General features: G+C 55.6%; 20 protein-coding genes and 1 other RNA gene. 10 read left to right on the plus strand and 11 right to left on the minus strand.

What is annotated here, in order from left to right; genetic code table 11:
* Positions 1-10: 10 nt before the first annotated feature.
* The 10 genes from O1723_RS02970 to kbaZ form a co-directional block, all read right to left on the minus strand.
* On the minus strand, positions 11-1,183 hold the full coding sequence (locus O1723_RS02970) for a MalY/PatB family protein (RefSeq protein ID WP_023331383.1): 1,173 nt from the start codon (positions 1,181-1,183) through the stop codon (positions 11-13).
* A 12-nt stretch (positions 1,184-1,195) separates the two neighbouring features.
* Positions 1,196-2,767: a maltose/glucose-specific PTS transporter subunit IIBC gene (gene malX / locus O1723_RS02975; RefSeq protein ID WP_023337850.1), complete on the minus strand. Its 1,572-nt coding sequence runs from the start codon at positions 2,765-2,767 to the stop codon at positions 1,196-1,198.
* A gap of 116 nt (positions 2,768-2,883) precedes the next feature.
* A complete protein-coding gene (gene kbaY, locus O1723_RS02980; RefSeq protein ID WP_023337849.1) occupies positions 2,884-3,756 on the minus strand; it encodes a tagatose-bisphosphate aldolase subunit KbaY in 873 nt (290 codons plus the stop codon).
* A gap of 12 nt (positions 3,757-3,768) precedes the next feature.
* A complete protein-coding gene (locus O1723_RS02985) occupies positions 3,769-4,917 on the minus strand; it encodes an SIS domain-containing protein (RefSeq protein WP_248191011.1) in 1,149 nt (382 codons plus the stop codon).
* Positions 4,918-5,163: 246 nt separating this feature from the next.
* A complete protein-coding gene (gene nagA / locus O1723_RS02990) occupies positions 5,164-6,297 on the minus strand; it encodes an N-acetylglucosamine-6-phosphate deacetylase (protein ID WP_023337847.1) in 1,134 nt (377 codons plus the stop codon).
* Complete coding sequence (gene agaF / locus O1723_RS02995) at positions 6,294-6,728, minus strand: PTS galactosamine/N-acetylgalactosamine transporter subunit IIA (protein ID WP_023337846.1); 435 nt, start codon at positions 6,726-6,728, stop codon at positions 6,294-6,296. The genes nagA and agaF overlap by 4 nt, the downstream gene beginning before the upstream one ends.
* Positions 6,729-6,744: 16 nt before the next feature.
* Positions 6,745-7,623, minus strand: a complete 879-nt coding sequence (gene agaE, locus O1723_RS03000; protein WP_023337845.1) for a PTS N-acetylgalactosamine transporter subunit IID — start codon at positions 7,621-7,623, stop codon at positions 6,745-6,747.
* Complete coding sequence (gene agaW / locus O1723_RS03005; RefSeq protein ID WP_023331376.1) at positions 7,613-8,392, minus strand: PTS N-acetylgalactosamine transporter subunit IIC; 780 nt, start codon at positions 8,390-8,392, stop codon at positions 7,613-7,615. The genes agaE and agaW overlap by 11 nt, the downstream gene beginning before the upstream one ends.
* Positions 8,393-8,402: 10 nt before the next feature.
* Positions 8,403-8,876, minus strand: a complete 474-nt coding sequence (gene agaV, locus O1723_RS03010) for a PTS N-acetylgalactosamine transporter subunit IIB (RefSeq protein ID WP_023331375.1) — start codon at positions 8,874-8,876, stop codon at positions 8,403-8,405.
* Between the two features lie 20 nt (positions 8,877-8,896).
* Positions 8,897-10,192, minus strand: coding sequence for a tagatose-bisphosphate aldolase subunit KbaZ (gene kbaZ / locus O1723_RS03015; RefSeq protein WP_248191014.1), 1,296 nt, complete (start codon positions 10,190-10,192; stop codon positions 8,897-8,899).
* A gap of 251 nt (positions 10,193-10,443) precedes the next feature.
* Between kbaZ and O1723_RS03020 the strand changes: the two genes are divergently transcribed.
* Positions 10,444-11,259, plus strand: a complete 816-nt coding sequence (locus O1723_RS03020; protein WP_023337843.1) for a DeoR family transcriptional regulator — start codon at positions 10,444-10,446, stop codon at positions 11,257-11,259.
* A 74-nt stretch (positions 11,260-11,333) separates the two neighbouring features.
* Here O1723_RS03020 and garD read toward each other — a convergent pair whose 3' ends face one another.
* Entirely contained in the window at positions 11,334-12,905 is a 1,572-nt protein-coding gene (gene garD / locus O1723_RS03025; RefSeq protein WP_023337842.1) for a galactarate dehydratase, read from the minus strand.
* 359 nt (positions 12,906-13,264) lie between these two features.
* On the opposite strand from garD, the gene garL reads away from it, so the two are divergent.
* The 9 genes from garL (at position 13,265) to O1723_RS03070 (ending at position 23,544) form a co-directional block, all read left to right on the plus strand.
* On the plus strand, positions 13,265-14,035 hold the full coding sequence (gene garL / locus O1723_RS03030; RefSeq protein ID WP_023337841.1) for a 2-dehydro-3-deoxyglucarate aldolase: 771 nt from the start codon (positions 13,265-13,267) through the stop codon (positions 14,033-14,035).
* A 20-nt stretch (positions 14,036-14,055) separates the two neighbouring features.
* The gene (gene garR / locus O1723_RS03035) at positions 14,056-14,946 is read left to right on the plus strand and encodes a 2-hydroxy-3-oxopropionate reductase (protein WP_014885346.1); all 891 of its coding nucleotides are present in this window, start codon (positions 14,056-14,058) and stop codon (positions 14,944-14,946) included.
* Positions 14,947-15,005: 59 nt separating this feature from the next.
* An RNA gene (gene rnpB, locus O1723_RS03040) (RNase P RNA component class A) lies at positions 15,006-15,382 on the plus strand.
* A gap of 687 nt (positions 15,383-16,069) precedes the next feature.
* Positions 16,070-16,990, plus strand: a complete 921-nt coding sequence (gene tdcA / locus O1723_RS03045; protein ID WP_014885345.1) for a transcriptional regulator TdcA — start codon at positions 16,070-16,072, stop codon at positions 16,988-16,990.
* Positions 16,991-17,104: 114 nt separating this feature from the next.
* The gene (gene tdcB / locus O1723_RS03050) at positions 17,105-18,094 is read left to right on the plus strand and encodes a bifunctional threonine ammonia-lyase/L-serine ammonia-lyase TdcB (protein ID WP_248191318.1); all 990 of its coding nucleotides are present in this window, start codon (positions 17,105-17,107) and stop codon (positions 18,092-18,094) included.
* Between the two features lie 9 nt (positions 18,095-18,103).
* Positions 18,104-19,435 (plus strand): threonine/serine transporter TdcC, encoded by a 1,332-nt coding sequence (gene tdcC, locus O1723_RS03055; RefSeq protein ID WP_248191317.1) that lies wholly within the window; start codon positions 18,104-18,106, stop codon positions 19,433-19,435.
* A 30-nt stretch (positions 19,436-19,465) separates the two neighbouring features.
* Positions 19,466-20,674, plus strand: coding sequence for a propionate kinase (gene tdcD / locus O1723_RS03060; protein ID WP_014885342.1), 1,209 nt, complete (start codon positions 19,466-19,468; stop codon positions 20,672-20,674).
* Between the two features lie 15 nt (positions 20,675-20,689).
* Positions 20,690-22,984 carry a formate C-acetyltransferase gene (gene pflB, locus O1723_RS03065; protein ID WP_014885341.1) on the plus strand — a complete coding sequence of 765 codons (2,295 nt, stop codon included), beginning with the start codon at positions 20,690-20,692 and terminating at the stop codon, positions 22,982-22,984.
* Between the two features lie 149 nt (positions 22,985-23,133).
* The gene (locus tag O1723_RS03070; protein WP_023337838.1) at positions 23,134-23,544 is read left to right on the plus strand and encodes a Spy/CpxP family protein refolding chaperone; all 411 of its coding nucleotides are present in this window, start codon (positions 23,134-23,136) and stop codon (positions 23,542-23,544) included.
* Positions 23,545-23,613 lie beyond the last annotated feature (69 nt).

The following is a 23,613-nucleotide window of genomic DNA, read 5'->3' on the forward strand; positions in this document are numbered from 1 at the left end:
AAGATCCTAATCAGAAATGCTTCAGCATTCGGTTGATGGATTGCTCCAGCCAGTAGCGCTGGGTGCCGAAGTTAATCCGCAGGTAGTTTTCGCCGTTTTGCACGTAGTGGCTGCCGTCTTCAATCACGACACCGGCCTGCTGGGCGAAATGTTGGGTCAACTCTGTGGCGCTGCGGTCGTCGGCGCTTACGTCTATCCAGGCCAGATACGACGATTCCGGGTTCATCATCTTCCACGCCGGGAAGTGGGTCTGAATAGCGTCCGCAAGGTAGCGGGCATTGCCTTGCAGATAGTCGTTGAGCGCGTCGAGCCACGGCAGGCCGTGCTGGTAGGCGAGAATAATCCCCCATACGCCAAACATATTGGGTGAGGTAATCGAGTTCTTCTCAAGCTGCTGGCGGAAGCGCTGGCGCAGCGAATCGTCCGGGATCATGGAGTAGGACGTTTTCAGCCCGCCTAGGTTGAAGGCTTTATTTGGCGACGTCAGCACGATCAGGTTGTCCAGTGCGGCACAGCCCGAGGTCAGACAGCTGACGAATGTGCCTTTCAGAATGTGCTCTGCGTGAACCTCATCGACCACCAGAATCGTGCCGTAGCGTTTACAGAGATCGGAGACCTGACGTATCTCATCCGCGCGCCAGATCCTGCCCGAGGGGTTATGCGGCGAGCAGAAGAACCACAGTTTTGGACGGTGGGTTTTGAGCTGATCTTCAACCAGATTAAAATCCAGCTGATAGCGGTTTTCCTTCACGGACAGCGGGTTAGCAAGCACCCGCACGCCCTGGCGCTGTGCCGCCATCGCAAACGGATCGTAGACCGGCGTGTTCATCATCACGCTATCGCCAGGCGTGCAGAACGCCTGGACCGTGTAATGCAGCGTGGAGACGGTGCCGTAGGTCAGGGTGAGCCACGACTTCTCCACCTCAACCTGATGACGCGTGCGCTGGAAGGCCATCACCGCGTCGTAAAATTCGTCGAAGCTCCAGGTATAGCCAAAGGTGCCGTGCTCCACGATGCGCTGGAAGCCTTCAATAACGGCCGGCGGCGAGGTGAAGTCCATGTCTGCGATCCACAGCGGGATAAACCCCTGCGGGACATCACCAAAGCGTGAGCAGACAAACGCATGGTCCCATTTACGGCACTTATCGCTTTTACGCTCGATGATTTTGTCGAAATCAAACACAACAACCCCCTGTTAGATTAAGGCTTCAATGCCGGTTTTGACGCTCTGCACCTGCGGGCCGATGATCACCTGAACGCTGTGAGCATCCAGCACCACCACCGACAGGGCGCCAGCCGCTTTCAGCTCCTGCTGATCGATAAGCCCCATCTCCTTCACGACCAGGCGCAAGCGGGTGATGCAGTTGTCGAGCGACTCGATGTTCTCTTTGCCACCGAGCGCGCGCAGGATAAGCCCGTGATCGTATTTCGATTTTCCACGCGCGCGGGTGTTGGCTTCGACGGCCTGCTGCGCACCCTGCGCGTCCACTTCACGTCCCGGCGTCTTGATATCGTGTTTGAGGATGTACCAGCGGAAGACGAAGAAGTAGATGGCAAACCAGGCGATACCGACCGGGAACAGCAGATACCATTTGGTCGACATCCCCTGCATCACGCCGAAGATCAGCAGATCCAAAATCCCGCCGTCGGTGTTGCCGATGGTGACCCCCAGCAGGGCCATCACCATCAGCGCCAGGCCCGACATCACGATATGGAAGGCGTAAAGCGCGGGGGCGATAAACAGGAACAGAAACTCAATCGGTTCTGAAATACCGGTGACGACGGAAACCAGCACGCCGGAAAGCAGCAGCCCCTTAATTACCGGGCGGTTTTCCGGACGCGCGGTGCGGTAGATGGCGTACGCCACGGCAGGCAGGCCAAAGATAAAGGTCGGCATAAAGCCTTGTGACAGAAACGCGGTAACGTGCGGGCTAAACGGCAGTCCGGCTTTCAGCTCGGCGTAGAAGATATTCAGCGCACCGGCCACTTCATGGCCGTTGACCATCTCAATGCCGCCTGCCGGCGTGAAGCGCACCATCGCCAGCAGGATATGGTGCAGACCAAAGGGTTTAAGCAGCAGCACGCCTACACCGTACAGGAACGGTCCGAAAACGCTGGTGCTCTGAATGATATGGCCAATTCCGGCAATGCCCAGCGCCACGTATTCCCACAACAGCGGGATAAACAGCCCGACCAGCGACAGCGTGAGTGCGGTAATGATGGGCACAAAACGAATGCCGCTAAAGAACGCAAAGGCGTCATGCAGCACCGTGTCCTGAAAACGCTCATGCAGGAAGTAAGTGATTACCCCCACCACGATGCCGCCCAGCACGCCCATCTCCAGGGTCTGGATCCCCAGCACGATCGATTGTCCTACCTGTCTCATGGTGGCGGCGTCGGCAAGCTGGTGGGTGGCGGTCAGGTAGTAGTTGATGCTCATGTTCATCAGCATATAGCCAACGAACCCGGCAAAAGCGCCCACGGCCTTGTTGCGTTTGGCGAGGCCCATCGGGATAGCCATGGCAAACATCAGCGGCAGATAGGTAAAGGCGAAGCTGCCCACCATGGCGATAAAGCCAAAGGTCAGCTGCGTTAACTCGCCGCCCAGAAAGGGAAAGCTTTTAATAGTGGAAGGGCTGGTGATGGAGCTACCGATACCCAGCAGCAACCCCATAAAGGCCAGCAGAGAGACGGGGAACATAAACGTCTTTCCCAGGCTTTGGAAAAATTCCCACGCTTTCGATTTAAACGACTTTTCCTGTGTCATGTAGGGACTCCTCGGATTTTTAGGATAATGGAAGGCGCTGTCCGGCTTAAGGACGCGCCTTCATATTTGCGAGGCTTATAGTTATTTTTTAGGTATTGACGTAATGCGCGATGGGATCAGGCTTCGGCAGGAAGCAGGAGCCGGTTTGCCGAGCCGCAAACGGCGATCTTGCTTCTGACCACCTCTTTCATGGCGTCCATGCCTACCCGCATGTAGAAGCGCGGATCGTTCCCCTGCGGGTTTTCGGCAAACCAGGCTTTAACCGCGTCAGAGAAGGCAATTTTCAGCTCGGTGGCCACGTTGACTTTGCATACGCCCAGCTCGATGGTGCGGCGAACAAACTCATCCGGCACATCGCTCGCGCCGTGCAGCACCAGCGGCACGGTGACCACTTCGCGGATTTCCGCCAGCCGCTGGAAGTCGATTTTCGGACGTTTGGTATACAGGCCGTGTGCGGTGCCGATGGCGACGGCAAGGCTATCAACGCCGGTCAGTTCGACGAAGCGTTTCGCCTCCTGCGGATCGGTGAGGAACGCGCTTTCGGCGTCTACGCTCATGTCATCTTCCACGCCGCCCAGACGGCCCAGCTCGGCTTCGACGCTGCAGTCGTTGAGGTGGCAGAAATCGACCACCGACTTCACCAGTTTCACGTTTTGTTCAAACGGATAGTGGCTGCCGTCGATCATCGCGCTGCGCACGCCCGCGTTGACCTTGCGGCGTATATCATCCAGCGATTCGTGGTGATCGAGATGCAGCGCCAGCGGCATGTTGTAGGTGTGGGAGTACGCGCTGCACAGGGCGTAGATCTCTTCCAGCGCAATATGCTTAAAGGTGCCCGGCGTGCCCGCGAGGATCACCGGCGATCGCATTTCGCTGCACGCTTCAAGGATCGCCTGGATCGTCTCCGCGTTGTGGATGTTGAACGCCGGAACGGCGTAGCCTTTTGCCTGTGCGTCCTGCAGAAGATATTTGGTTGAAATGATACTCATGATCCGATCCTCTTAAGCCTGCCACGGATGAATAACAACGCCCTGCACTACACGGTTGACCGTCCCGCTGGCGGATGGCGTATCGGGCGTATTGCCTACGCTGAGCGACTGGGTGAGTGCAAAGACCTGGGCATACATCAGGAAGCAGAACGCCTGTTCCATATCGATAAACGGACGTGAAGGCGGCAGCAGAATGTGCGGACCCGCTTCAATGACCGGATCGTTTTCAGCGGCGATGGCGACGACGCGCAGGGCCTGGCGATCGCGGCGCAGCTCGGCCAGCAGATCCAGATCGTACTGACGCGTATACGGATGGCTGGAGATAAACACCACCACCAGCGTTTCGCTATCGACCAGCGACTTCGGCCCGTGACGGAAGCCCGTCGGGGAATCGTAAAACGCCGCCAGCTTGCCCGCCGTCAGCTCCAGCACCTTCAGCGCCGATTCGCGCGCCGCGCCCTGCAGGCCGCCGCTTCCCAGATAGACGACGCGTTTCCACGCTTCATTGCCAAAGACGCCGTGGCTGAAATCGCCGAGCGCGGTGAGGATCGCCTGACAGCGATCGGCGACGTCGCGGAAGGTGTGGCTATTGATCGTTTCCGGCGCGAACACCGCCAGACAGCTCGCCATCATGGTGGTAATGCTGCTGGTCATCGCGAACCCGCGATCGTGCGTTTCGGCAGGCATCAGCAGGGCAAAGGCGTTATCGCTGTCGACGGCGTTCTGGTACAGGCTCCCCGCCTCGTTGCAGGTGATCGACAGGTGGTAGCACTCCGGCACGAACTGGTTTGCCAGCTCGACGGCCGCGACGCTTTCCGGGCTGTTGCCGGAGCGGGCAAACGAAATCAGCAGCAGCGGATGCGCAGGGCTGAAGTAGTCCACCGGGTTCGTGACCAGATCGGTTGTCGGCACGGCAGTGAAGTTTTTCCCGGTGTAGCTCGCGAGCCAGGGAGAAACGATATCGCCGATAAAGGCGGATGTGCCCGCGCCGGTCAGGACGATCCGCAGATCCTCCTTGCGCAGCAGCGGCGTCAGGAAACTGTCGATCGAAGCACGCAGTTTATCGATGTTGTTGAGCGAGCGGATCCAGCTGGCAGGCTGCTGGCGGATCTCTTCCTCTGTCCAGGTGCCGGTTGTCGCGGCGGTAGTGGTTTGTGGCATAACTCAGTCCTTAGTCGTGTGAATTCCACATCAGACGCTGGCAATCGTGTCGCTATCTTTCGTTTCGTTTCACTTGTTCACTTAAGCAGTTAAATAAAATCTATAGAAAAGAAATCGAAACTTCAATGAAATAAAAGAAATAAAACGAAAAGTGTGATCGTGAAAGGAAAGGGAAGAGTTAAGGAAAGGAAAAGAAAGGCCTTACGATCGGGTGCCGTAAGGCCAACAGGAGACACAATGAAAGGGCTAAAGGGAGAGAGCCTGTCCCTGAATCCAGATCTGCTGGAGGTGTAAACCCCCGTCCAGCGCAATGATATTGGCGCGTTTACCCGGGGCTAAGGATCCTAGCTGACCGTCAACGCCCAACAGCCGGGCAGGGTGCAGCGAGGCCATATGGATAGCGTCTTCGGCGGTTACGCCCGCATACTCCACCATATTCCTGACCGCGGCATCCAGCGACAGCGTGCTGCCCGCCAGCCCGCCGGAGCCGGTTCGAACCACACCGTTTTGCATCGAGACCTCTTCGCCACAAAGCGTATACCGTCCGTCCGGCATACCTGCCGCCTCCATTGCATCGGTAATCAGCACCACGCGCTCCTGCGCGCAGCAGCAGCATAAGCGCATCGCCCCCGGATGGACGTGGTGCCCGTCGGCAATCAGCTCCAGCCACGCCCGTTTGTCCGTAAGCCCTGCGCCGACCATTCCGGGCTCTCTGTGGTGCAGCCCCGTCATGCCGTTGTAGCAGTGAACCAGCCCGTCGGCACCCGCATCAAACGCGGCAAGTGTTTGCCGGTACGTGGCAGCGCCGTGGCCCAGCATCACGCGTATCCCGCGCTGTTTAAGATGGCGAATCGCCTGCAGCGCGCCGGGTTTTTCTGGCGCGAGCGCCATCACCCGTAGCGTGCCCTGTGAAACGTCAGCCAGCCTGTCCAGCTCGACGATATCCAGCTCCCGGAACAGCTCCGGCGGATGCGCCCCTTTGTTCTGCGGCGTAAAGTACGGTCCTTCCAGATAGCTGCCCAGGATCTGCGCGCCCGAGCCGCCGGACTGACTGCGCCGGGCGATACGCATCAGCGCGGCGTGGATTGCCTTCAGCGGCGCGGTCACGGTGGTGGGCAGAAATGCGCCCACGCCTTCGCGGGCTTTATGCATTGCCAGGGTGTCCAGCACGCCGGGCGCATCATCCATGACGTCCACGCCAGCGCCGCCGTGGACGTGCGTGTCGATATAGGCCGGGCAAAGCAGCTCCGCATCCCGCGTCGTAACGCCCGCCGGGATGGGTTCAATCGCCGCAACCGCACTGCTTTCAATGCGTAGCTGGTGGTCGTCCAGCCAGCCCTGTTCGGTAAGGATCCGTCGCGCGCGCAGCAGCTGGCTCATATCCCTTCCTCTGCAGGGGCTTCCTCATGACAGCGCCCAAGCTCATCCACCAGGCTGGTCAGGCCGCGATGGCCACACGCGAGCGCCTGCAGACGAAACGCTTCGCTACTTAACCCGTCGCGTTCCAGCACCATTTCCAGCAGAAGTTGCAGGTTGGTGCCGGTGATCACTTCCCTTCCCGGCTTTTGCATCGCAAGCGTTGACGCTACGCGAAACGGCGTACCGCCGAGCAGATCGGTAAGAAACACGATATCGTACTGGGGATCCAGTTCAGTTACCGCCTGCTCAAGCTGCGCGGTTAGCCGCGCAGTCGAGGAGGTTTCCGGGAAATCGATGGCGATAAACTGCGGCTGCTCGCCGAGGATCTGCTTCATCGCCTGTTCAAGTCCGCTGGCAAACCCACCGTGACCCGTCAAAATGATGCCTAACATCGCGACCTCTTTGCTTTTACAGGAAGTGACAGAATTTACCGACAACGCCCAGCACCACGGTGATACCAATCAGGCGCAGCGGGCTCCAGCCACGACGCACCAGCCAGAACATGGTCAGGGTATAGACCAGCGGCAGAAATGCGGGCATCAGCTTGTCGATGACGTCGGCTTGCAGTTTGACAACCGCATCCCCGGCTTTGATTTCAAGCGTGGTATTCAGGCGCACATAGGTTGCTACCAGCGCGCCGATCACCGTCATCCCGACGATAGACGCAGCGTGGCCGACCTTTTTGGTGTTGGCTTTAATCAACGGGATCGCGGCAACGCCCATCCGGTAGGCGTAGTGCGCCAGACCAAAGCGCAGGCCGAGGTGCACCACGTTAAACAGCACGATAAAGATCACCGCACCCAGAATCGAACCCTGTAGCGCCAGGCTGGCACCAATACCGCCGCAGATGGGCAGCAGCGTGAGCCAGAACATGGCATCGCCAATGCCGCCGAGCGGCGCGCCCACGGCAATTTTGGTGCTCTGGATGCTGTTCACATCCTGCTTGGAGCGCTCCATCGCCAGAATGATGCCGATAACAAAGGTGACCAGGAACGGATGGGTATTAAAGAACCCCATGTGGCCTTTCATCGCCCGCGCCAGGTCCCGCTTGTTGGTGTGGATCTTTTTCAGCCCAGGCAGTAATCCATACAGCCAGCCGGAGGCCTGCATACGCTCGTAGTTAAACGAGGCCTGTAATAGCATGGAGCGCCATGCGACACGGTTAATGTCCTTTTTCGTCAGTTCGGCACCGATGCTCTGGTCTTCATAGATGTTTTCGTTTACGCCGGTGAGCAGGGTCTCTTCACTTTCAGACACGCCTGGCAGAGTGGTTTGATTAGATGCCATCTTCGAATTCCTCTTTCTGGGCCGTTGACGCAGTCGGTTCAGGTGATTTACGCATCAGGTCGATCAGCGCCATCGCCAGCGCAGCAGCCGCAATCGCCAGCACCGGAAGTTTCAGCCAGGCCGCAGCGACAAAACCGATAATGAAGTAAGGGATGTAGACGTTTTTCATCATGATCTTCAGCAGCACGGCGAAGCCGATGGCTGGCATGATGCCGCCTGCAACACCGAGACCGTCTATCAGACGTTCCGGCAGGACATCAATGGCGGTTTTCGCGTGCTCCGCACCGAAGTAAATTGGCAGAAAAGCGCAGAGAAAGTAGAAGATACCCAGCGCCAGCAGGGCAAGATAGTTAACCCGTTCAATACCGTGCGTGTCCGCATTAGCCGCCATGCGATCGCAACGGGACATGACGCCGGACATCACGGAGAAGAGGAAGGTAATGCCCATTTGTACCGCAACAGCAAACGGTACAGCGACCCCAACGGCGACATCCGGTTTCACGCCTGTGGTAATGGCAAACGTGGTGCCGACAATGGTGCCGATAATCACGTTTGGCGGTTGCGCACCAGCCAGCGGCGCCAGACCCATCCAGACCAGCTCTAACGTGCCGCCGGTCAGAATGCCGGTATGCAGATCGCCCAGAATCAGACCAACCAGTGGCCCCAGTACCACCGGGCGGTGCATGTGTGTTAACCCGTTAAACATATCCAGGCCCGCGATAAAGGCGAGAAGCCCCAGCGCGAAAGCCTGCAACAGACTGATTTCCATTGTGAATCCCTCATAGCAGTTTAAAGAGATCCAAAGCAGCCTCTGTTGGAACGCCCTGAACGATGCATTCCACCCCGGCCGCTTTCAGGCCGTTGAACGCAGTGATATCGTTCGCGTCGACAGATACCGTTTTGGCAATTTGCCGTTTGCCACTGGCGTAATGCATGTTTCCGACGTTAATACGGGTGATGGGCACGCCGCCCTCTACCAGCGTTAAAAAATCGGCGGGTGATTTACAGACCAGCAGAATCTTCTGGCGGTCAGCGGCGCGGTGAATGTTGTCGATAACTTTTTGCAGAGACCAGAAGCGCACGGCGATCCCTTCCGCAAGTACCATTTCCATCAGGTTCTGTTGAACCGGATCGTCTGCAACCTCGTCATTTGCCACCAGAACCAGGTTCGCCCCCGCAAACCCTACCCACTGAACGCCCACCTGTCCGTGGATCAGGCGTTCATCAATGCGGCATAAGACAATGTTTGGCATAGTGTTTTCCTCTTTTTTAATTATGCGTGTTGAGTCGGTACGCCTTCGCAGGCGGCATGGTACTGCTGGAGTATGTCCTGAATGTGGTCAATGATGAGTTCCCGCGGTGTCGACTTGAGAGCGCCCTCGCGAACTTTGCCGTATTGCAACGGCAAATACTGACTGATGAGCGGCAGCGGGATGGGTTCGTCATCCAGGTTGCGGACCAGTCGTTCAAAGGCATCGTCAATCTCGCTGTCTGGCCAGTAATAGCGCACGCGGTCGGAGTAGCTGTAGCCCCGTGCCAGCCGCCGTGCGTTGCCGTCACCGTGATAATGGCTTTGCCAGTACTCGGGGCGATCGAGCATCACGTTTTCCAGTACGTGACGCAGGCCAGAGCTGGCTTTGGCTGGCAGCAGCTCCTCTTCAATGGCGGCCAGTGAGAACAGCGCTTCACGCAGGGCAAAGGTCAGGGCCGGGCCGACTTTTAAGATTGCAAAGTGATCTTTCACCAGCTGGCGCAACGCCTGTGATGTCTGGTAGTCAGTGGAGTGCGCTTCAAATACCAGCGTGTCATAGGTTTCAACCATTTCACTCAGGGCGATGGCTTTTTGCGGTTGATAATCGCAGACGTGGGCGTGGTCGAACTCCACGCCAGGCTGAACCACCAGGCCGATAATGCGTGGCCAGATGTCGTTCAACCCCACTTTCTCAAATGCATGGCGATGCGCTTCAAGCGTGGCGAGCGCCGCCTCAGGCGTGGTGACTTCAAGTTCACTCAGCGTTTCATGTGCACCACCGGGAACCGGCACCTCCGTGCCAATAACGTAGACCAGATCGGCTACACCAAATTTCGCCCGGCAGGTGTCTTCGGCAATTTTGGCCAGACGCGCGGCGCGCTCAGCGACGATGGCATCGGTTAAGGGAACCGGATCGTCCTCGCAGGGCATACTGCAGTCCAGATGGATCTTCTTAAACCCCGCAGTGACGTAGCTTCTGATCAGATCGTCGGCGTTCGCCATCGCCTGTAAAGCCGACAGGTTTTGCCACCGGTTTGGGCCCAGGTGATCGCCGCCGAGGATCAATTGTGACGTCGGAAAACCAAGGAACTCCGCCAGCCTGCTAACGAAACCGTGAAAATCGGCGGGCGTCATGCCGGTGTAGCCGCCAAACTGATCCACCTGGTTTGAGGTCGCTTCGATCAGCAGTGGCGTGCAGCGTAACTGGGCGTAACGAATGGCCGCTTCAAGTACCAGTGGATGTGCGGAACAGACGGCATAAATTCCGTTTGCCTTCCCCCGTTTATGTTGTTCCACCATTTCTGTCAGATGTTTCACTTTCCTCTCCATTTCGGATGGCGTTGGTAGTAATCTTTCGTTTTGTTTCATTTAATCCTGCATTATGGTGATGTAAAAATAAAACGAAAGATAATAGTTTTCCGATCTGTTTCACAAAAGAAACATAATGAAAGGTTTCAGCGTTGAGCTTGTTTGCGTATGTCCCCCAGACAGCGCTTGCATTCCACAAAAAGAAAGGCGTTAATAGGCAAAACGAAATGAAACGAAAGTGTATTGATTAAGGACTTCATATGAATAGCTCCGATTCATCCGCAGAAAAGCGCGTCACCGGTACCAGTGAAAGGCGAGAGCAGATCATTCAGCGGTTGCGGGCGCAGGGAAGCGTGCAGGTTAACGATCTTTCTCATTTATATGGCGTATCGACAGTGACGATCCGTAACGATCTGGCATTCCTGGAAAGGCAGGGCATCGCTGTTCGCGCTTACGGCGGGGCGCTAATTTGTGAAGGTAATGTGCCCGGCATCGAGCCCTCCGTTGAGGATAAAAGTTCGCTCAATACGGCGGTCAAGCGCAGCATCGCTCAGGCCGCCGCCGCGCTGGTGAAGCCGGGCCATCGCATTATTCTCGACTCTGGCACCACGACCTTTGAAATTGCCAGAATGCTGCGCCAGCACACGGATGTCATTGCCATGACCAATGGAATGAATGTGGCGAATGCGTTGCTGGAAGCGGAAGGGGTGGAACTGCTGATGACCGGCGGCCACTTGCGTCGTCAGTCGCAGTCTTTCTATGGCGACCAGGCGGAACAGTCCTTACAGAATTATCACTTTGATTTGCTGTTCCTGGGCGTTGATGCCATCGATCTGGATCGTGGCGTGAGCACGCATAACGAGGATGAAGCGCGTCTGAATCGCAAAATGTGCGAGGTGGCAGAGCGCATTATCGTTGTGACTGATTCCAGCAAGTTCAACCGCTCAAGCCTGCATAAAATCATTGATACGCAAAGGATTGATATGATTATTGTCGATGAGGGCATTCCGGCGGAAAGTCTGGATGGATTGCGTAAAAGCGGGATTGATGTAGTGCTGGTTTCCCCCTCACCCTAACCCACCGGGAGAGGGGACCGTTCGCTGTTTTTTTTGCCCTCTCCCCCGTAGGGAGAGGGCAGGGTGGGAAGTCATCACGTCACTGGTGCCGGGTTAAACACCGCCAGCTGGTTATGTAATCCCCACTGGTCCGAGAACGTTTTCTTGCGCCCGCTTGCCACGTCCAGAATGAAGTGGAATAGCTTCCAGCCCACGTCCTCAATGCTCTCTTCTCCGGTGGCGATGGTTCCCGCGTTGATATCCATTAAGTCGTACCAGCGGTTTGCCAGCTCGGTGCGCGTCGCCATTTTGATCACCGGGACTGCCATCAGGCCATACGGCGTGCCGCGTCCGGTGGTAAAGACCTGTACCGTAATGCCGGATGCCACCTGCTGGGTGCCGCAAACAAAATCGCTGGCAGGCGTTGCCGCGTAGATCAGGCCGCGTTTGGTCGGCCGCTGTCCCGGAGAGAGGACTTCCACAATCGCGCTTTGGCCGGATTTAGCAATTGAACCCAGGGCTTTTTCCACGACGTTCGCCAGGCCCCCTTTTTTGTTTCCCGGAGACGGATTCGCGCTACGGTCGGTTTTACCCATGTCGAGATAGTTATCGTACCAGGCCATCTCCTCAAGCAGGCGCTTGCCCACGTCTTCATTGACGGCGCGCGGCGTCAGTAAATGGATGGCATCACGGACTTCGGTCACTTCAGAGAACATCACCGTCGCACCGCAACGAACAAGCAGATCGGACGCAAAGCCCACCGCCGGGTTGGCCGTCACGCCAGAGAACGCATCGCTGCCGCCGCACTGGGTGCCCACCACCAGGTCGGACACGGGGCAGGTTTCGCGCTGGCGTCGGTTGAGCTTATCCAGGTGACGCTCGGCAACCTGCAGAATATCGTCGACCATAGACCGGAACCCAATGTGGCGTTCGTCCTGCAAGCGTACAATGCTGGCCTCGTCTGCCGGAATGGCTTTGACGTCTTCGGTACCCTGCAGCAGACGCTCAGGCTGGAGTTTTTCGCACCCCAGACCAATCACCATCACCTCGCCGCCAAAATTCGGGTTGAGGGCAATATTATGAATGGTACGGATCGGCACGACCGCCGCTGGCGCGTTGATCGCTACGCCGCAGCCATAGAGATGGTTCAGGCCAACCACGCCATCGACGTTCGGGTATTTCGGCAGCAGATCGCGTTCGATGATTTTCACCACGTAATCCACCACGCCCGCCACGCAGTGTACGCTGGTGGTGAGACCAAGAAGATTTTTGGTACCGACGCTGCCGTCCGGATTGCGATAGCCTTCAAAGGTATAGCCTTCCAGTGGGGGAAGCGGTTCCGGTACGCGGGTGGCAAGTGGCAGGGTGTTCAGCGGTGGCGCTTTTGGCAGCTCAACCAGCGACTCCTCAATCCAGCTTCCCTGCGGAATTGCGCGAACGGCATAGCCGATGACTTCACCGTAACGCACGATCTCCCCATGGGCAGGAATATCGACCAGTGCGACCTTATGCCCCTGGGGAATATGTTCAATTAACTTCAGTCCGTCCGGGAAGCGTGTTCCCGCTTTTAAGCCATTGTCATTGACAATAATCGCCACGTTATCCGTATCGTGAACTTTTATATAAAACGCCGTCGGCGATGCCTCTCTAATTTCAATATCGGCCATTATTCACATTTCTCCGGCAAAGTGTCAGATAGTAAATTTAACCCGTTGGATAATCGTTTTATTCTCGAGGAAATAAAGAATGTCAGCAGAAGACCGGTAAAAATGTGATCGCGATCGCGTCAGGCTGACTAATCCCTGATTCTGTGCATTAGCGCCCACAGCGTTGTGCATATGCTCAAAATGGCGTTGAAATGAGGCGCAATACTTGAGCATAAAAACAATGTGCTGTTGTGAAGTGACGATTATACTGAAGGACGATTTTATATTGCCAACATTCAGTCAGAGAAATAAATATAAAAACAGTGTGTTTCGCAATAAATAATCCCGGCTCAAACTGCGGAATTAAAAAGGTATAAGTGATGAATAACAATATCTTCCCGAATACGTTTAAAGCGGCCCTTGCGGCGCACCAGATCCAGATTGGCTGTTGGTCTGCGCTGGCAAACCCAATAAGTACTGAAGTGCTGGGCCTTGCTGGTTTTGACTGGCTGGTGCTCGACGGCGAACATGCGCCAAATGATATCAGCACCTTTATTCCGCAACTGATGGCCCTGAAAGGCAGCGCCAGCGCCCCGGTGGTGCGAGTGCCAACCAATGACCCGGTGATCGTCAAACGTTTGCTGGATATCGGGTTCTACAATTTCCTCATCCCGTTTGTGGAAACCCAGGAACAAGCGGCGCTGGCCGTGGCGTCAACGCGCTACCCGCCGGAAGGGATCCGCGGCGTCTCCGTCTCACACCGCGCCAACATGTTCGGCACCGTGCCGGACTACTTCGCGCAGTCCAATAGCAACATCACTGTTCTGGTGCAGATTGAGAGCCAGCAGGGGGTTGATAACCTCGACGCTATTGCAGCCACAAACGGTGTGGACGGTATCTTTGTCGGCCCAAGCGATCTGGCTGCCGCCTTTGGCCACCTGGGCAATGCCAGCCACCCTGACGTGCAGCGTGCGATCCAGCACATATTTGCTCGCGCCAAAGCACACGGTAAACCGAGCGGCATACTGGCGCCGGTTGAAGCCGACGCCCGACGTTATCTGGAGTGGGGAGCCACCTTTGTTGCCGTCGGCAGCGATCTCGGGGTGTTCCGCTCAGCGACGCAGAAATTAGCGGACGCTTTTAAAAAATAACCATCATTGAGGAAACAGTTATGACGCTGAAAGTGGGTTTTATTGGCCTGGGGATCATGGGTAAACCAATGAGTAAGAACCTCATCAAAGCGGGTTACTCACTGGTGATCTCCGATCATAATCCGCAATCTGTGGCCGAGGTGATGGCGGCTGGCGCAGAAACAGCCTCCACCGCCAAAGCGATTGCTGAGCAGTGCGATGTCATCATTACCATGCTGCCAAACTCCCCGCATGTTAAAGAGGTCGCGCTGGGGGAGAACGGCATCATTGAGGGCGCAAAGCCCGGCCTGGTGCTGATTGATATGAGCTCTATCGCACCGCTTGCAAGTCGTGAAATCAGCGAGGCGCTAAAAGCGAAGGGCGTGGATATGCTGGACGCGCCGGTCAGCGGCGGTGAGCCGAAAGCGATCGACGGCACGCTGTCGGTGATGGTCGGCGGGGATAAAGCTATTTTCGATAAATACTATGACCTGATGAAAGCGATGGCAGGCTCCGTGGTGCATACGGGTGAAATTGGCGCGGGCAACGTGACCAAGCTGGCGAACCAGGTCATTGTGGCGCTGAACATCGCCGCGATGTCTGAAGCGCTGACGCTGGCAACCAAAGCGGGCGTTAACCCGGACCTGGTCTATCAGGCGATTCGCGGTGGTCTGGCGGGAAGTACCGTCCTGGATGCCAAAGCGCCGATGGTGATGGACCGTAACTTCAAGCCGGGATTCCGTATCGACCTGCACATTAAAGATCTGGCGAACGCGCTCGATACGTCCCACGGTGTAGGCGCACAGCTGCCGCTGACCGCGGCGGTGATGGAGATGATGCAGGCGTTGCGTGCAGATGGTCTGGGCATGGCCGATCACAGTGCGATTGCGTGCTACTACGAAAAACTGGCAAAGGTAGAAGTCGCGCGTTAATTACGTCTTGTCTGCACCTGAAGGTGACAGCGGCGCGCAAACCCTCTATACTGCGCGCCGAAGCTGACCAGACAGTCGCCGCTTCGTCGTCGTCCCTTTCGGGGGAGACGGGCGGAGGGGAGGAAAGTCCGGGCTCCATAGGGCAGGGTGCCAGGTAACGCCTGGGGGGGAAACCCACGACCAGTGCAACAGAGAGCAAACCGCCGATGGCCCGCGCAAGCGGGATCAGGTAAGGGTGAAAGGGTGCGGTAAGAGCGCACCGCGCGGCTGGTAACAGTCCGTGGCACGGTAAACTCCACCCGGAGCAAGGCCAAATAGGGGTTCACATGGTACGGCCCGTACTGAACCCGGGTAGGCTGCTTGAGCCAGTGAGCGATTGCTGGCCTAGATGAATGACTGTCCACGACAGAACCCGGCTTATCGGTCAGCTTCAACTTTTTAAAAAACCCCGCTTCGGCGGGGTTTTTGCTTTCAGGTGGTTGTAGGTCGGTTAAGTGCTGCGCCACCCGACAACCCCACAAACGACATCAATTCTCATATTTGCGACATTAAGCACATTTCACTGTTTTTATCTCTTCAATGGCCTCAAGCAATCTACAGGCGATCGTTATCACAAAATTTCGCGCTGAAAAGGGGTTAATCCACGGTGTTGTTAATTTGTTGTGATTGTTGTCTTAATGAATCAATATGTTTTCATGTTTGATATCTACATATTGCATTTAAAAACATTCATCCTGCGAATGTGTGACGTATTCCTCTTTTTATCGAAAGCCAGCCTAAAAGCATCTGTAAAAATTGATAAATTGAAAGAATGTTTCAACTGAATAACGGTTATTTATTGGTCTTTAATTGCCTGAAAGATCGTCTTTATTGATTTTATTAACGCAGAAAAATTTATCCAGGTTATCGCCATAAAATAAATTTATTAGTGTTAGTTTTGTTGATCGATATCAGCGTAATGGTGTGATCTGACAAGCTTACTTAATTGATTATAAAGGTTTTTTATGTTTTTTGTTGTTCCGGTGAATAACGCGGGAAGGCAAATTGTGAGTAACAGCACATACCCCCTGAAACAATATTGGGTAGAATCCGCTGCGTCATAGGGAAATAAGCGCAGAATATTATGAACACTATTATTCTACCGAAAACACAGCACCTCGTGGTATTTCAGGAAGTCATTAAAAGTGGCTCCATAGGTTCTGCTGCAAGACAACTGGGCCTGACGCAACCCGCCGTCAGCAAAATCATCAGCGATATCGAATCCTACTTCGGCGTGGAAGTCATGGTGCGTAAAAACACGGGCGTAAAACTGACTGCCGCAGGCCAGGTGCTGCTCTCCTACTCAGAGTCGATCACCCGCGAAATGAAAAACATGGTGAGCGAGATCAACAGCCTGAGTTTCAGCACCGTGATGGACGTTTCCTTTGGCTACCCATCACTGATTGGTTTCACCTTCCTGTCCGAAATGATCAAAAAATTCAAGGAAGTGTTCCCGAAAGCGCGTGTATCTATGTATGAAGCCCAGCTCTCCTCTTTCCTGCCAGCCATTCGCGATGGTCGGCTGGATTTCGCCATCGGCACGCTGAGTGATGAGATGCTGCTGCAGGATCTGCACGTCGAGCCCTTGTTTGAGTCAGAATTTGTGCTGGTCGCCAGTAAATCACGAACGTGCACCGGCCCGACGACACTGGCATCGCTCACGCATGAGCAGTGGGTGATGCCGCAAACCGATATGGGCTACTACAAAGAACTTCTGACCACTCTGCAAGACAACCACATCAGTATTGAAAACATCGTCCAGACCGATTCCGTGGTCACCATTTATAACCTTGTCCTGAATGCCGATTATCTGACGGTGATTCCACGCGACATGATTGCTCCGTTCGGCTCGGATCAATTTATTGTTCTGCCGGTAGAGGATGAATTACCCGTGGCGCGTTATGCCGCCGTGTGGTCGAAAAATTACAGAATTAAAAAATCCGCGTCAGTATTGGTTGAACTGGCAAAACAATATGCCTCACTCACCGGTGAAAGACGACGATGAAATATTGATCTCCTTAGAAGCAATAAACATTTTATAAAAAACACCCAGAGATAATTTTATGCTCTGATACCCTGACTTTGCCTGAAAAGAATGAATTATTATAACGAGGATATTATGCACATTACCTACGACCTTCCGGTAACGATTGAAGATATTCAGGACGCCAGAAAACGCCTGGCGGGTAAAATCTATAAAACCGGCATGCCGCGTTCGAATTATCTCAGCGAGCGCTGTAAGGGTGAAATATTCCTGAAGTTTGAAAATATGCAGCGTACCGGCTCGTTTAAAATTCGCGGTGCGTTTAATAAATTAAGCTCGCTGACCGATGCTGAAAAGCGTAAGGGCGTCGTCGCCTGCTCGGCGGGAAACCACGCGCAGGGTGTGTCGCTCTCGTGTGCAATGCTCGGCATTGACGGCAAAGTGGTGATGCCGATGGGCGCGCCAAAGTCTAAAGTAGCCGCGACGCGTGACTACTCGGCTGAAGTGGTGCTTCACGGCGAGAACTTCAATGACACCATCGCGAAAGTGAGTGAAATCGTCGAGATGGAAGGGCGCATTTTTATCCCGCCGTATGACGATCCGAAAGTGATCGCCGGACAGGGCACCATTGGCCTGGAAATTCTCGAAGATTTGTATGATGTGGATAACGTGATTGTTCCCATCGGCGGTGGCGGATTAATTGCCGGGATTGCAACGGCCATTAAATCCATTAACCCGACCATTAATATTATTGGCGTACAGTCTGAAAATGTTCATGGGATGGCGGCATCATACCAGGCCGGAGAAATCACCAACCATCGCGTCACCGGTACATTAGCTGACGGTTGCGACGTATCTCGTCCGGGTAAATTAATCTTCGAAATCGTCCGCGAACTGGTTGATGACATTGTGCTGGTGAGCGAAGACGATATTCGCAACAGCATGATTGCGCTTATTCAGCGAAATAAAGTGGTGACGGAAGGTGCTGGCGCGCTGGCCTGCGCGGCATTATTAAGCGGCAAACTTGACCACTATATTCAGAGCCGAAAAACCGTCTGCATTATTTCCGGCGGCAATATCGATCTCTCCCGTGTTTCCCAAATTACCGGCTTCGTTGACGCATAAAGGTGACCTATGAGCAACACAGAAAGCATTATCGTTGGCCAGACAAAAACGTCCTCCTGGCGTAAGTCTGATACCACCTGGACGCTGGGCCTGTTCGGAACCGCCATTGGCGCAGGCGTGCTGTTCTTCCCTATTCGCGCAGGCTTTGGCGGGTTGATCCCCATCCTGCTGATGCTGGTCCTCGCGTTCCCGATTGCATTTTACTGTCACCGCGCGCTGGCGCGTCTGTGCCTGTCCGGCAGTAATGTCTCCGGCAACATTACCGAAACGGTGGAAGAGCACTTCGGCAAGACCGGTGGGGTGGTCATCACCTTCCTCTACTTCTTTGCCATTTGCCCACTGCTGTGGATTTACGGCGTGACCATTACCAACACCTTTATGACGTTCTGGGAAAACCAGCTCCAGCTGCCTGCGCTGAACTGTGGTGTAGTGGCGCTGTTCCTGCTGCTGCTGATGGCCTTTGTGATCTGGTTTGGTAAAGATCTGATGGTGAAGGTGATGAGCTTCCTGGTGTTCCCGTTCATCGCCAGCCTGGTGCTGATTTCCCTGTCGCTGATCCCATACTGGAACTCGGCGGTGATCGACCAGGTCAACCTGAGCGATATTTCCTTTACCGGTCATGACGGCATTCTGGTCACGGTGTGGCTGGGGATCTCCATCATGGTCTTCTCCTTCAACTTCTCGCCCATCGTCTCCTCATTTGTGGTCTCCAAGCGTGAAGAGTACGAGCCCGAGTTCGGTAAAGCGTTTACCGAGCAGAAATGTTCCAAAATCATCGGTCGCGCCAGCATGCTGATGGTCGCCGTAGTGATGTTCTTCGCCTTTAGCTGCCTGTTTACGCTCTCTCCGCAGAACATGGCGGATGCCAAAGCGCAGAACATTCCGGTGCTCTCTTATCTGGCGAACCACTTTGCCTCCATGTCGGGAACCAAATCGACGTTTGCCACGGTGCTGGAATACGGTGCGTCCATCATCGCGCTGGTCGCTATCTTTAAATCCTTCTTTGGGCACTATCTGGGCACCCTGGAAGGGCTGAACGGCCTGATCCTCAAGTTCGGTTATAAGGGGGATAAGAAGAAGGTTTCCGTTGGCAAGCTGAACACCATCAGCATGGTCTTCATCATGGGCTCCACCTGGGTTGTGGCCTATGCCAACCCGAACATTCTCGACCTTATCGAAGCCATGGGCGCACCGATCATCGCCTCTCTGCTGTGCCTGCTGCCGATGTACGCCATCCGCAAAGCGCCAGCCATGGCGAAATATAAGGGCAAACCCGAGAACATCTTCGTCACGGTTGTGGGCCTGCTGACCATTCTGAATATTGTTTACAAACTGTTCTAACCCATAGCTCAGGAAGAGCGGAGTCATATGATGATTGAGTTTCCGGTAGTACTGGTTATTAACTGCGGTTCGTCCTCTGTTAAGTTTTCGGTGCTCGACGCCAGCAGCTGTGAGGCCCTGATGACGGGCATTGCGGACGGTATTAACACCGAAAAGGCCTTTATTTCCGTGAACGGGGGTGAGCCAGTCAAACTGGCTCACCAGGACTACGAAGGGGCGCTGGCAGCCATCGCCCTGGAGCTGGAGAAGCGCAACCTGATGAGCAGCGTGGCCTTAATTGGCCACCGCATTGCGCACGGCGGCGACCTCTTCAGCGAGTCGACCCTGATTACGAAAGAGGTGATTGAGCAGATCCGTCAGGTTTCCCCGCTGGCACCGCTGCATAACTACGCCAACTTAAGCGGCGTGGAAGCCGCAGAGCGGTTGTTCCCGGGCGTGCAGCAGGTGGCGGTATTCGATACCAGCTTCCATCAGACGCTGCCGCCTCAGGCGTATCTGTACGGCTTGCCGTACCGCTATTTTGAAGCGCTGGGCGTACGGCGTTACGGTTTTCACGGCACTTCCCATCGTTACGTGGCCGGACAGGCGCATACGCTTCTCGGGCTGTCCCCCGACGACAGCGGGCTGGTGATTGCTCATCTTGGTAACGGGGCCTCCATCTGCGCGGTGCGCAACGGTGAGAGCGTCGATACCTCCATGGGCATGACGCCGCTGGAAGGGCTGGTGATGGGCACGCGCTGCGGCGACGTGGATTTTGGCGCGATGGCGTGGATTGCCCAGCAAACCGGCCAGTCATTTGATGAGCTGGAGCGCGTGGTTAACAAAGAGTCCGGGTTGCTGGGGATATCCGGCATCTCCTCCGATTTACGCGCGCTGGAGAAAGCCTGGCACGAGGGCAATCAACGGGCGCAGCTGGCGATCCACACCTTTGTCCACCGGATTGCGCGGCATATCGCCGGTCACGCGGCATCGCTGCATCGTCTGGATGGCGTGATCTTTACCGGTGGTATTGGTGAAAACTCGAAACTGATCCGCGCGCTGGTGGCGGAGCATCTGAAGGTCTTCGGCATCCTCCTCGACGAGGCTAAAAATGCCCTGCCGGGCAGCGCGGGCGAGCGCGTCATCAGCACCGATTCCTCCCGCGTAGTCTGCGCGGTTGTCCCTACCAATGAAGAAAAAATGATCGCGCTGGACGCCCTCCGTCTTGGGAAGGTCACCCCGGCTGCGGCTTACGCCTGATATAGCGAGAAACACATGAACGTAACAATCGATACAGGCGTCGCGCCCTACAGCGACGCATGGGCTGGCTTTCGCGGTGAAGAATGGAAAAACGCCGTCAACGTGCGCGATTTTATTCAGCATAACTACACCCCTTATGAAGGCGACGAAGCTTTCCTCGCGCAGGCGACGCCAGCAACGACGGCGCTGTGGCAGAAGGTGATGGTCGGCATTCGTCAGGAGAATGCCACCCACGCCCCGGTAGATTTTGATACTAACATTGCCACCACCATTACCGCTCACGGGCCGGGTTATATCGATCAGGATCTGGAGACGATCGTCGGGCTGCAAACCGATAAACCGCTCAAGCGTGCCCTGCATCCGTATGGCGGGATCAACATGATCCGCAGCTCGTTTGAAGCCTATGGCCGCGAGATGGATCCGCAGTTTGAATACCTGTTTACCGACCTGCGTAAAACCCATAACCAGGGTGTGTTTGACGTCTACTCGCCGGAGATGATGCGCTGCCGTAAATCCGGCGTACTGACCGGTCTGCCGGACGGTTACGGACGCGGGCGCATCATCGGTGACTACCGACGCGTGGCGCTGTACGGCATCACCTATCTGGTGCGCGAGCGTGAGCTGCAGTTTGCGGATCTCCAGCCGAAGCTGGAACGCGGTGACGATCTCGAAGCGACGATCCGCCTGCGTGAAGAGCTGGCGGAGCACAAGCGTGCTTTGCTCCAGATCCAGCAGATGGCGGCGAACTACGGCTTTGATATTGCGCGTCCGGCGATGAACGCGCAGGAAGCGGTGCAGTGGGTCTACTTTGCCTACCTGGCGGCGGTGAAATCCCAGAACGGCGGGGCGATGTCGCTGGGGCGCACGGCGTCGTTCCTTGATATCTACATTGAGCGCGACATGCAGGCCGGACGGCTAAATGAGGTGCAGGCGCAGGAGCTGATCGACCACTTCATCATGAAGATCCGCATGGTCCGCTTCCTGCGCACGCCGGAGTTCGACACGCTCTTCTCGGGCGATCCGATCTGGGCGACGGAAGTGATTGGCGGAATGGGGCTGGACGGCCGCACGCTGGTGACCAAAAACAGCTTCCGCTATTTGCACACCCTGCACACCATGGGGCCTGCGCCGGAGCCCAATCTGACGATCCTCTGGTCTGAACAGCTGCCGATTGCGTTTAAGAAATATGCCGCGCAGGTGTCGATTGTCACCTCCTCACTGCAGTACGAGAACGACGATCTGATGCGAGTCGACTTCAACAGCGACGACTACGCCATTGCCTGCTGTGTCAGCCCGATGGTGATCGGCAAGCAGATGCAGTTCTTTGGCGCCCGCGCCAACCTTGCGAAAACACTGCTGTACGCCATCAACGGCGGAGTGGATGAGAAGCTGAAGATTCAGGTCGGCCCGAAAACCGCGCCATTGCTGGATGAGGTGCTGGATTACGACACCGTGATGGCCAGCCTCGATCACTTTATGGACTGGCTGGCGGTGCAGTACATCAGCGCGCTGAATCTCATTCACTACATGCACGATAAGTACAGCTACGAAGCCTCACTGATGGCGCTGCATGACCGTGACGTCTATCGCACCATGGCCTGCGGCATCGCCGGGCTGTCGGTCGCGGCGGACTCTCTCTCCGCGATTAAATACGCCACGGTGAAACCGGTGCGCGACCACACCGGTCTGGCGGTTGATTTCGTCATCGAAGGTGACTATCCGCAGTACGGCAACAACGACGACCGCGTGGACAGCATCGCCTGCGACCTGGTTGAGCGCTTTATGAAGAAAATTCAGGCGCTGCCGACCTATCGCAATGCGGTGCCGACCCAGTCTATTCTGACCATTACCTCCAACGTGGTTTACGGTCAGAAGACCGGGAATACGCCGGACGGTCGCCGCGGTGGCACGCCGTTTGCCCCTGGCGCGAACCCGATGCACGGCCGTGACAGAAAAGGGGCGGTGGCCTCGCTGACGTCGGTGGCCAAGCTGCCGTTCACCTATGCGAAGGACGGGATCTCCTACACCTTCTCTATCGTGCCGCAGGCGCTGGGCAAAGATGAGCTGGTGCGCAAAACCAACCTGGTGGGGCTGCTGGACGGGTACTTCCACCATGAAGCGGCCATTGAAGGCGGGCAGCACCTGAACGTCAACGTAATGAACCGGGAAATGCTGCTGGACGCCATTGCGCATCCGGAAAATTACCCGAATCTGACCATTCGTGTTTCAGGCTATGCCGTGCGCTTTAATGCCCTGACGCGCGAGCAGCAGCAGGATGTGATATCGAGGACGTTTACTCAATCTATCTAAAAGTGTGTTCACATGCCCCCTCAACGCAGGGGGCACTTTTTTGCCCGCTAAACATACAAAATTGTTTATATAATTACTCACACATATTCATCCGCTCTTGAAAAACAATGTTCCTGCTTTTCCCAATAACAAAATGTAAGGACAGTAAGATGATGAAAATGACCCGTATTGCTTTGATTGCAGCGTCGTTGGCGGTGTGCAGTTTTACCGCGCAGGCCGCGAACGTTGAGGCAGCCCCGTCTCCATCGCAGGATCCGCTGGTACAGCACCTGAAGCTCAGCAATGAGCAGATTAATAAGATTAAAGAGTTGCATCAGCAACTGGAGCAAAACGTCAGCAAGATCCCAATGACGGGCGTGAAGGACGGTGCGCTGATCGACATGTTCCAGGCGGGTAAATGGGACGAAAGCCCGGTGAAAAGCCAGCTCTCTGCCTTCAGTAAGATTGAGCAGCAGGCGCGCTACTACCGAGTGAAATATTACTTTGACGTCAGCCAGGTGCTGACGCCGGAGCAGCGTAAGCAGGTCAAAACCGATATGGCTAACGCGCTGGCTGAGTGATTTCCTACCCGCGCACGGCGCGGGTTTTTATTTCTTGATCGTCGTCACTTTTAGAAAAGTTATGCATTT

The organism is Enterobacter cloacae complex sp. HYC080_NIDB, assembly GCF_056673325.1.

Coding starts and splice junctions, on each gene's coding strand:
- malX (WP_023337850.1), bottom strand. CDS start 2,767: ATGACACAGGAAAAGTCGTTTAAATCGAAAGCGTGGGAATTTTTCCAA.
- kbaY (WP_023337849.1), bottom strand. CDS start 3,756: ATGAGTATCATTTCAACCAAATATCTTCTGCAGGACGCACAGGCAAAA.
- O1723_RS02985 (WP_248191011.1), bottom strand. CDS start 4,917: ATGCCACAAACCACTACCGCCGCGACAACCGGCACCTGGACAGAGGAA.
- nagA (WP_023337847.1), bottom strand. CDS start 6,297: ATGAGCCAGCTGCTGCGCGCGCGACGGATCCTTACCGAACAGGGCTGG.
- agaF (WP_023337846.1), bottom strand. CDS start 6,728: ATGTTAGGCATCATTTTGACGGGTCACGGTGGGTTTGCCAGCGGACTT.
- agaE (WP_023337845.1), bottom strand. CDS start 7,623: ATGGCATCTAATCAAACCACTCTGCCAGGCGTGTCTGAAAGTGAAGAG.
- agaW (WP_023331376.1), bottom strand. CDS start 8,392: ATGGAAATCAGTCTGTTGCAGGCTTTCGCGCTGGGGCTTCTCGCCTTT.
- agaV (WP_023331375.1), bottom strand. CDS start 8,876: ATGCCAAACATTGTCTTATGCCGCATTGATGAACGCCTGATCCACGGA.
- O1723_RS03020 (WP_023337843.1), top strand. CDS start 10,444: ATGAATAGCTCCGATTCATCCGCAGAAAAGCGCGTCACCGGTACCAGT.
- garD (WP_023337842.1), bottom strand. CDS start 12,905: ATGGCCGATATTGAAATTAGAGAGGCATCGCCGACGGCGTTTTATATA.
- garL (WP_023337841.1), top strand. CDS start 13,265: ATGAATAACAATATCTTCCCGAATACGTTTAAAGCGGCCCTTGCGGCG.
- garR (WP_014885346.1), top strand. CDS start 14,056: ATGACGCTGAAAGTGGGTTTTATTGGCCTGGGGATCATGGGTAAACCA.
- tdcA (WP_014885345.1), top strand. CDS start 16,070: ATGAACACTATTATTCTACCGAAAACACAGCACCTCGTGGTATTTCAG.
- tdcB (WP_248191318.1), top strand. CDS start 17,105: ATGCACATTACCTACGACCTTCCGGTAACGATTGAAGATATTCAGGAC.
- tdcC (WP_248191317.1), top strand. CDS start 18,104: ATGAGCAACACAGAAAGCATTATCGTTGGCCAGACAAAAACGTCCTCC.
- tdcD (WP_014885342.1), top strand. CDS start 19,466: ATGATTGAGTTTCCGGTAGTACTGGTTATTAACTGCGGTTCGTCCTCT.
- pflB (WP_014885341.1), top strand. CDS start 20,690: ATGAACGTAACAATCGATACAGGCGTCGCGCCCTACAGCGACGCATGG.
- O1723_RS03070 (WP_023337838.1), top strand. CDS start 23,134: ATGATGAAAATGACCCGTATTGCTTTGATTGCAGCGTCGTTGGCGGTG.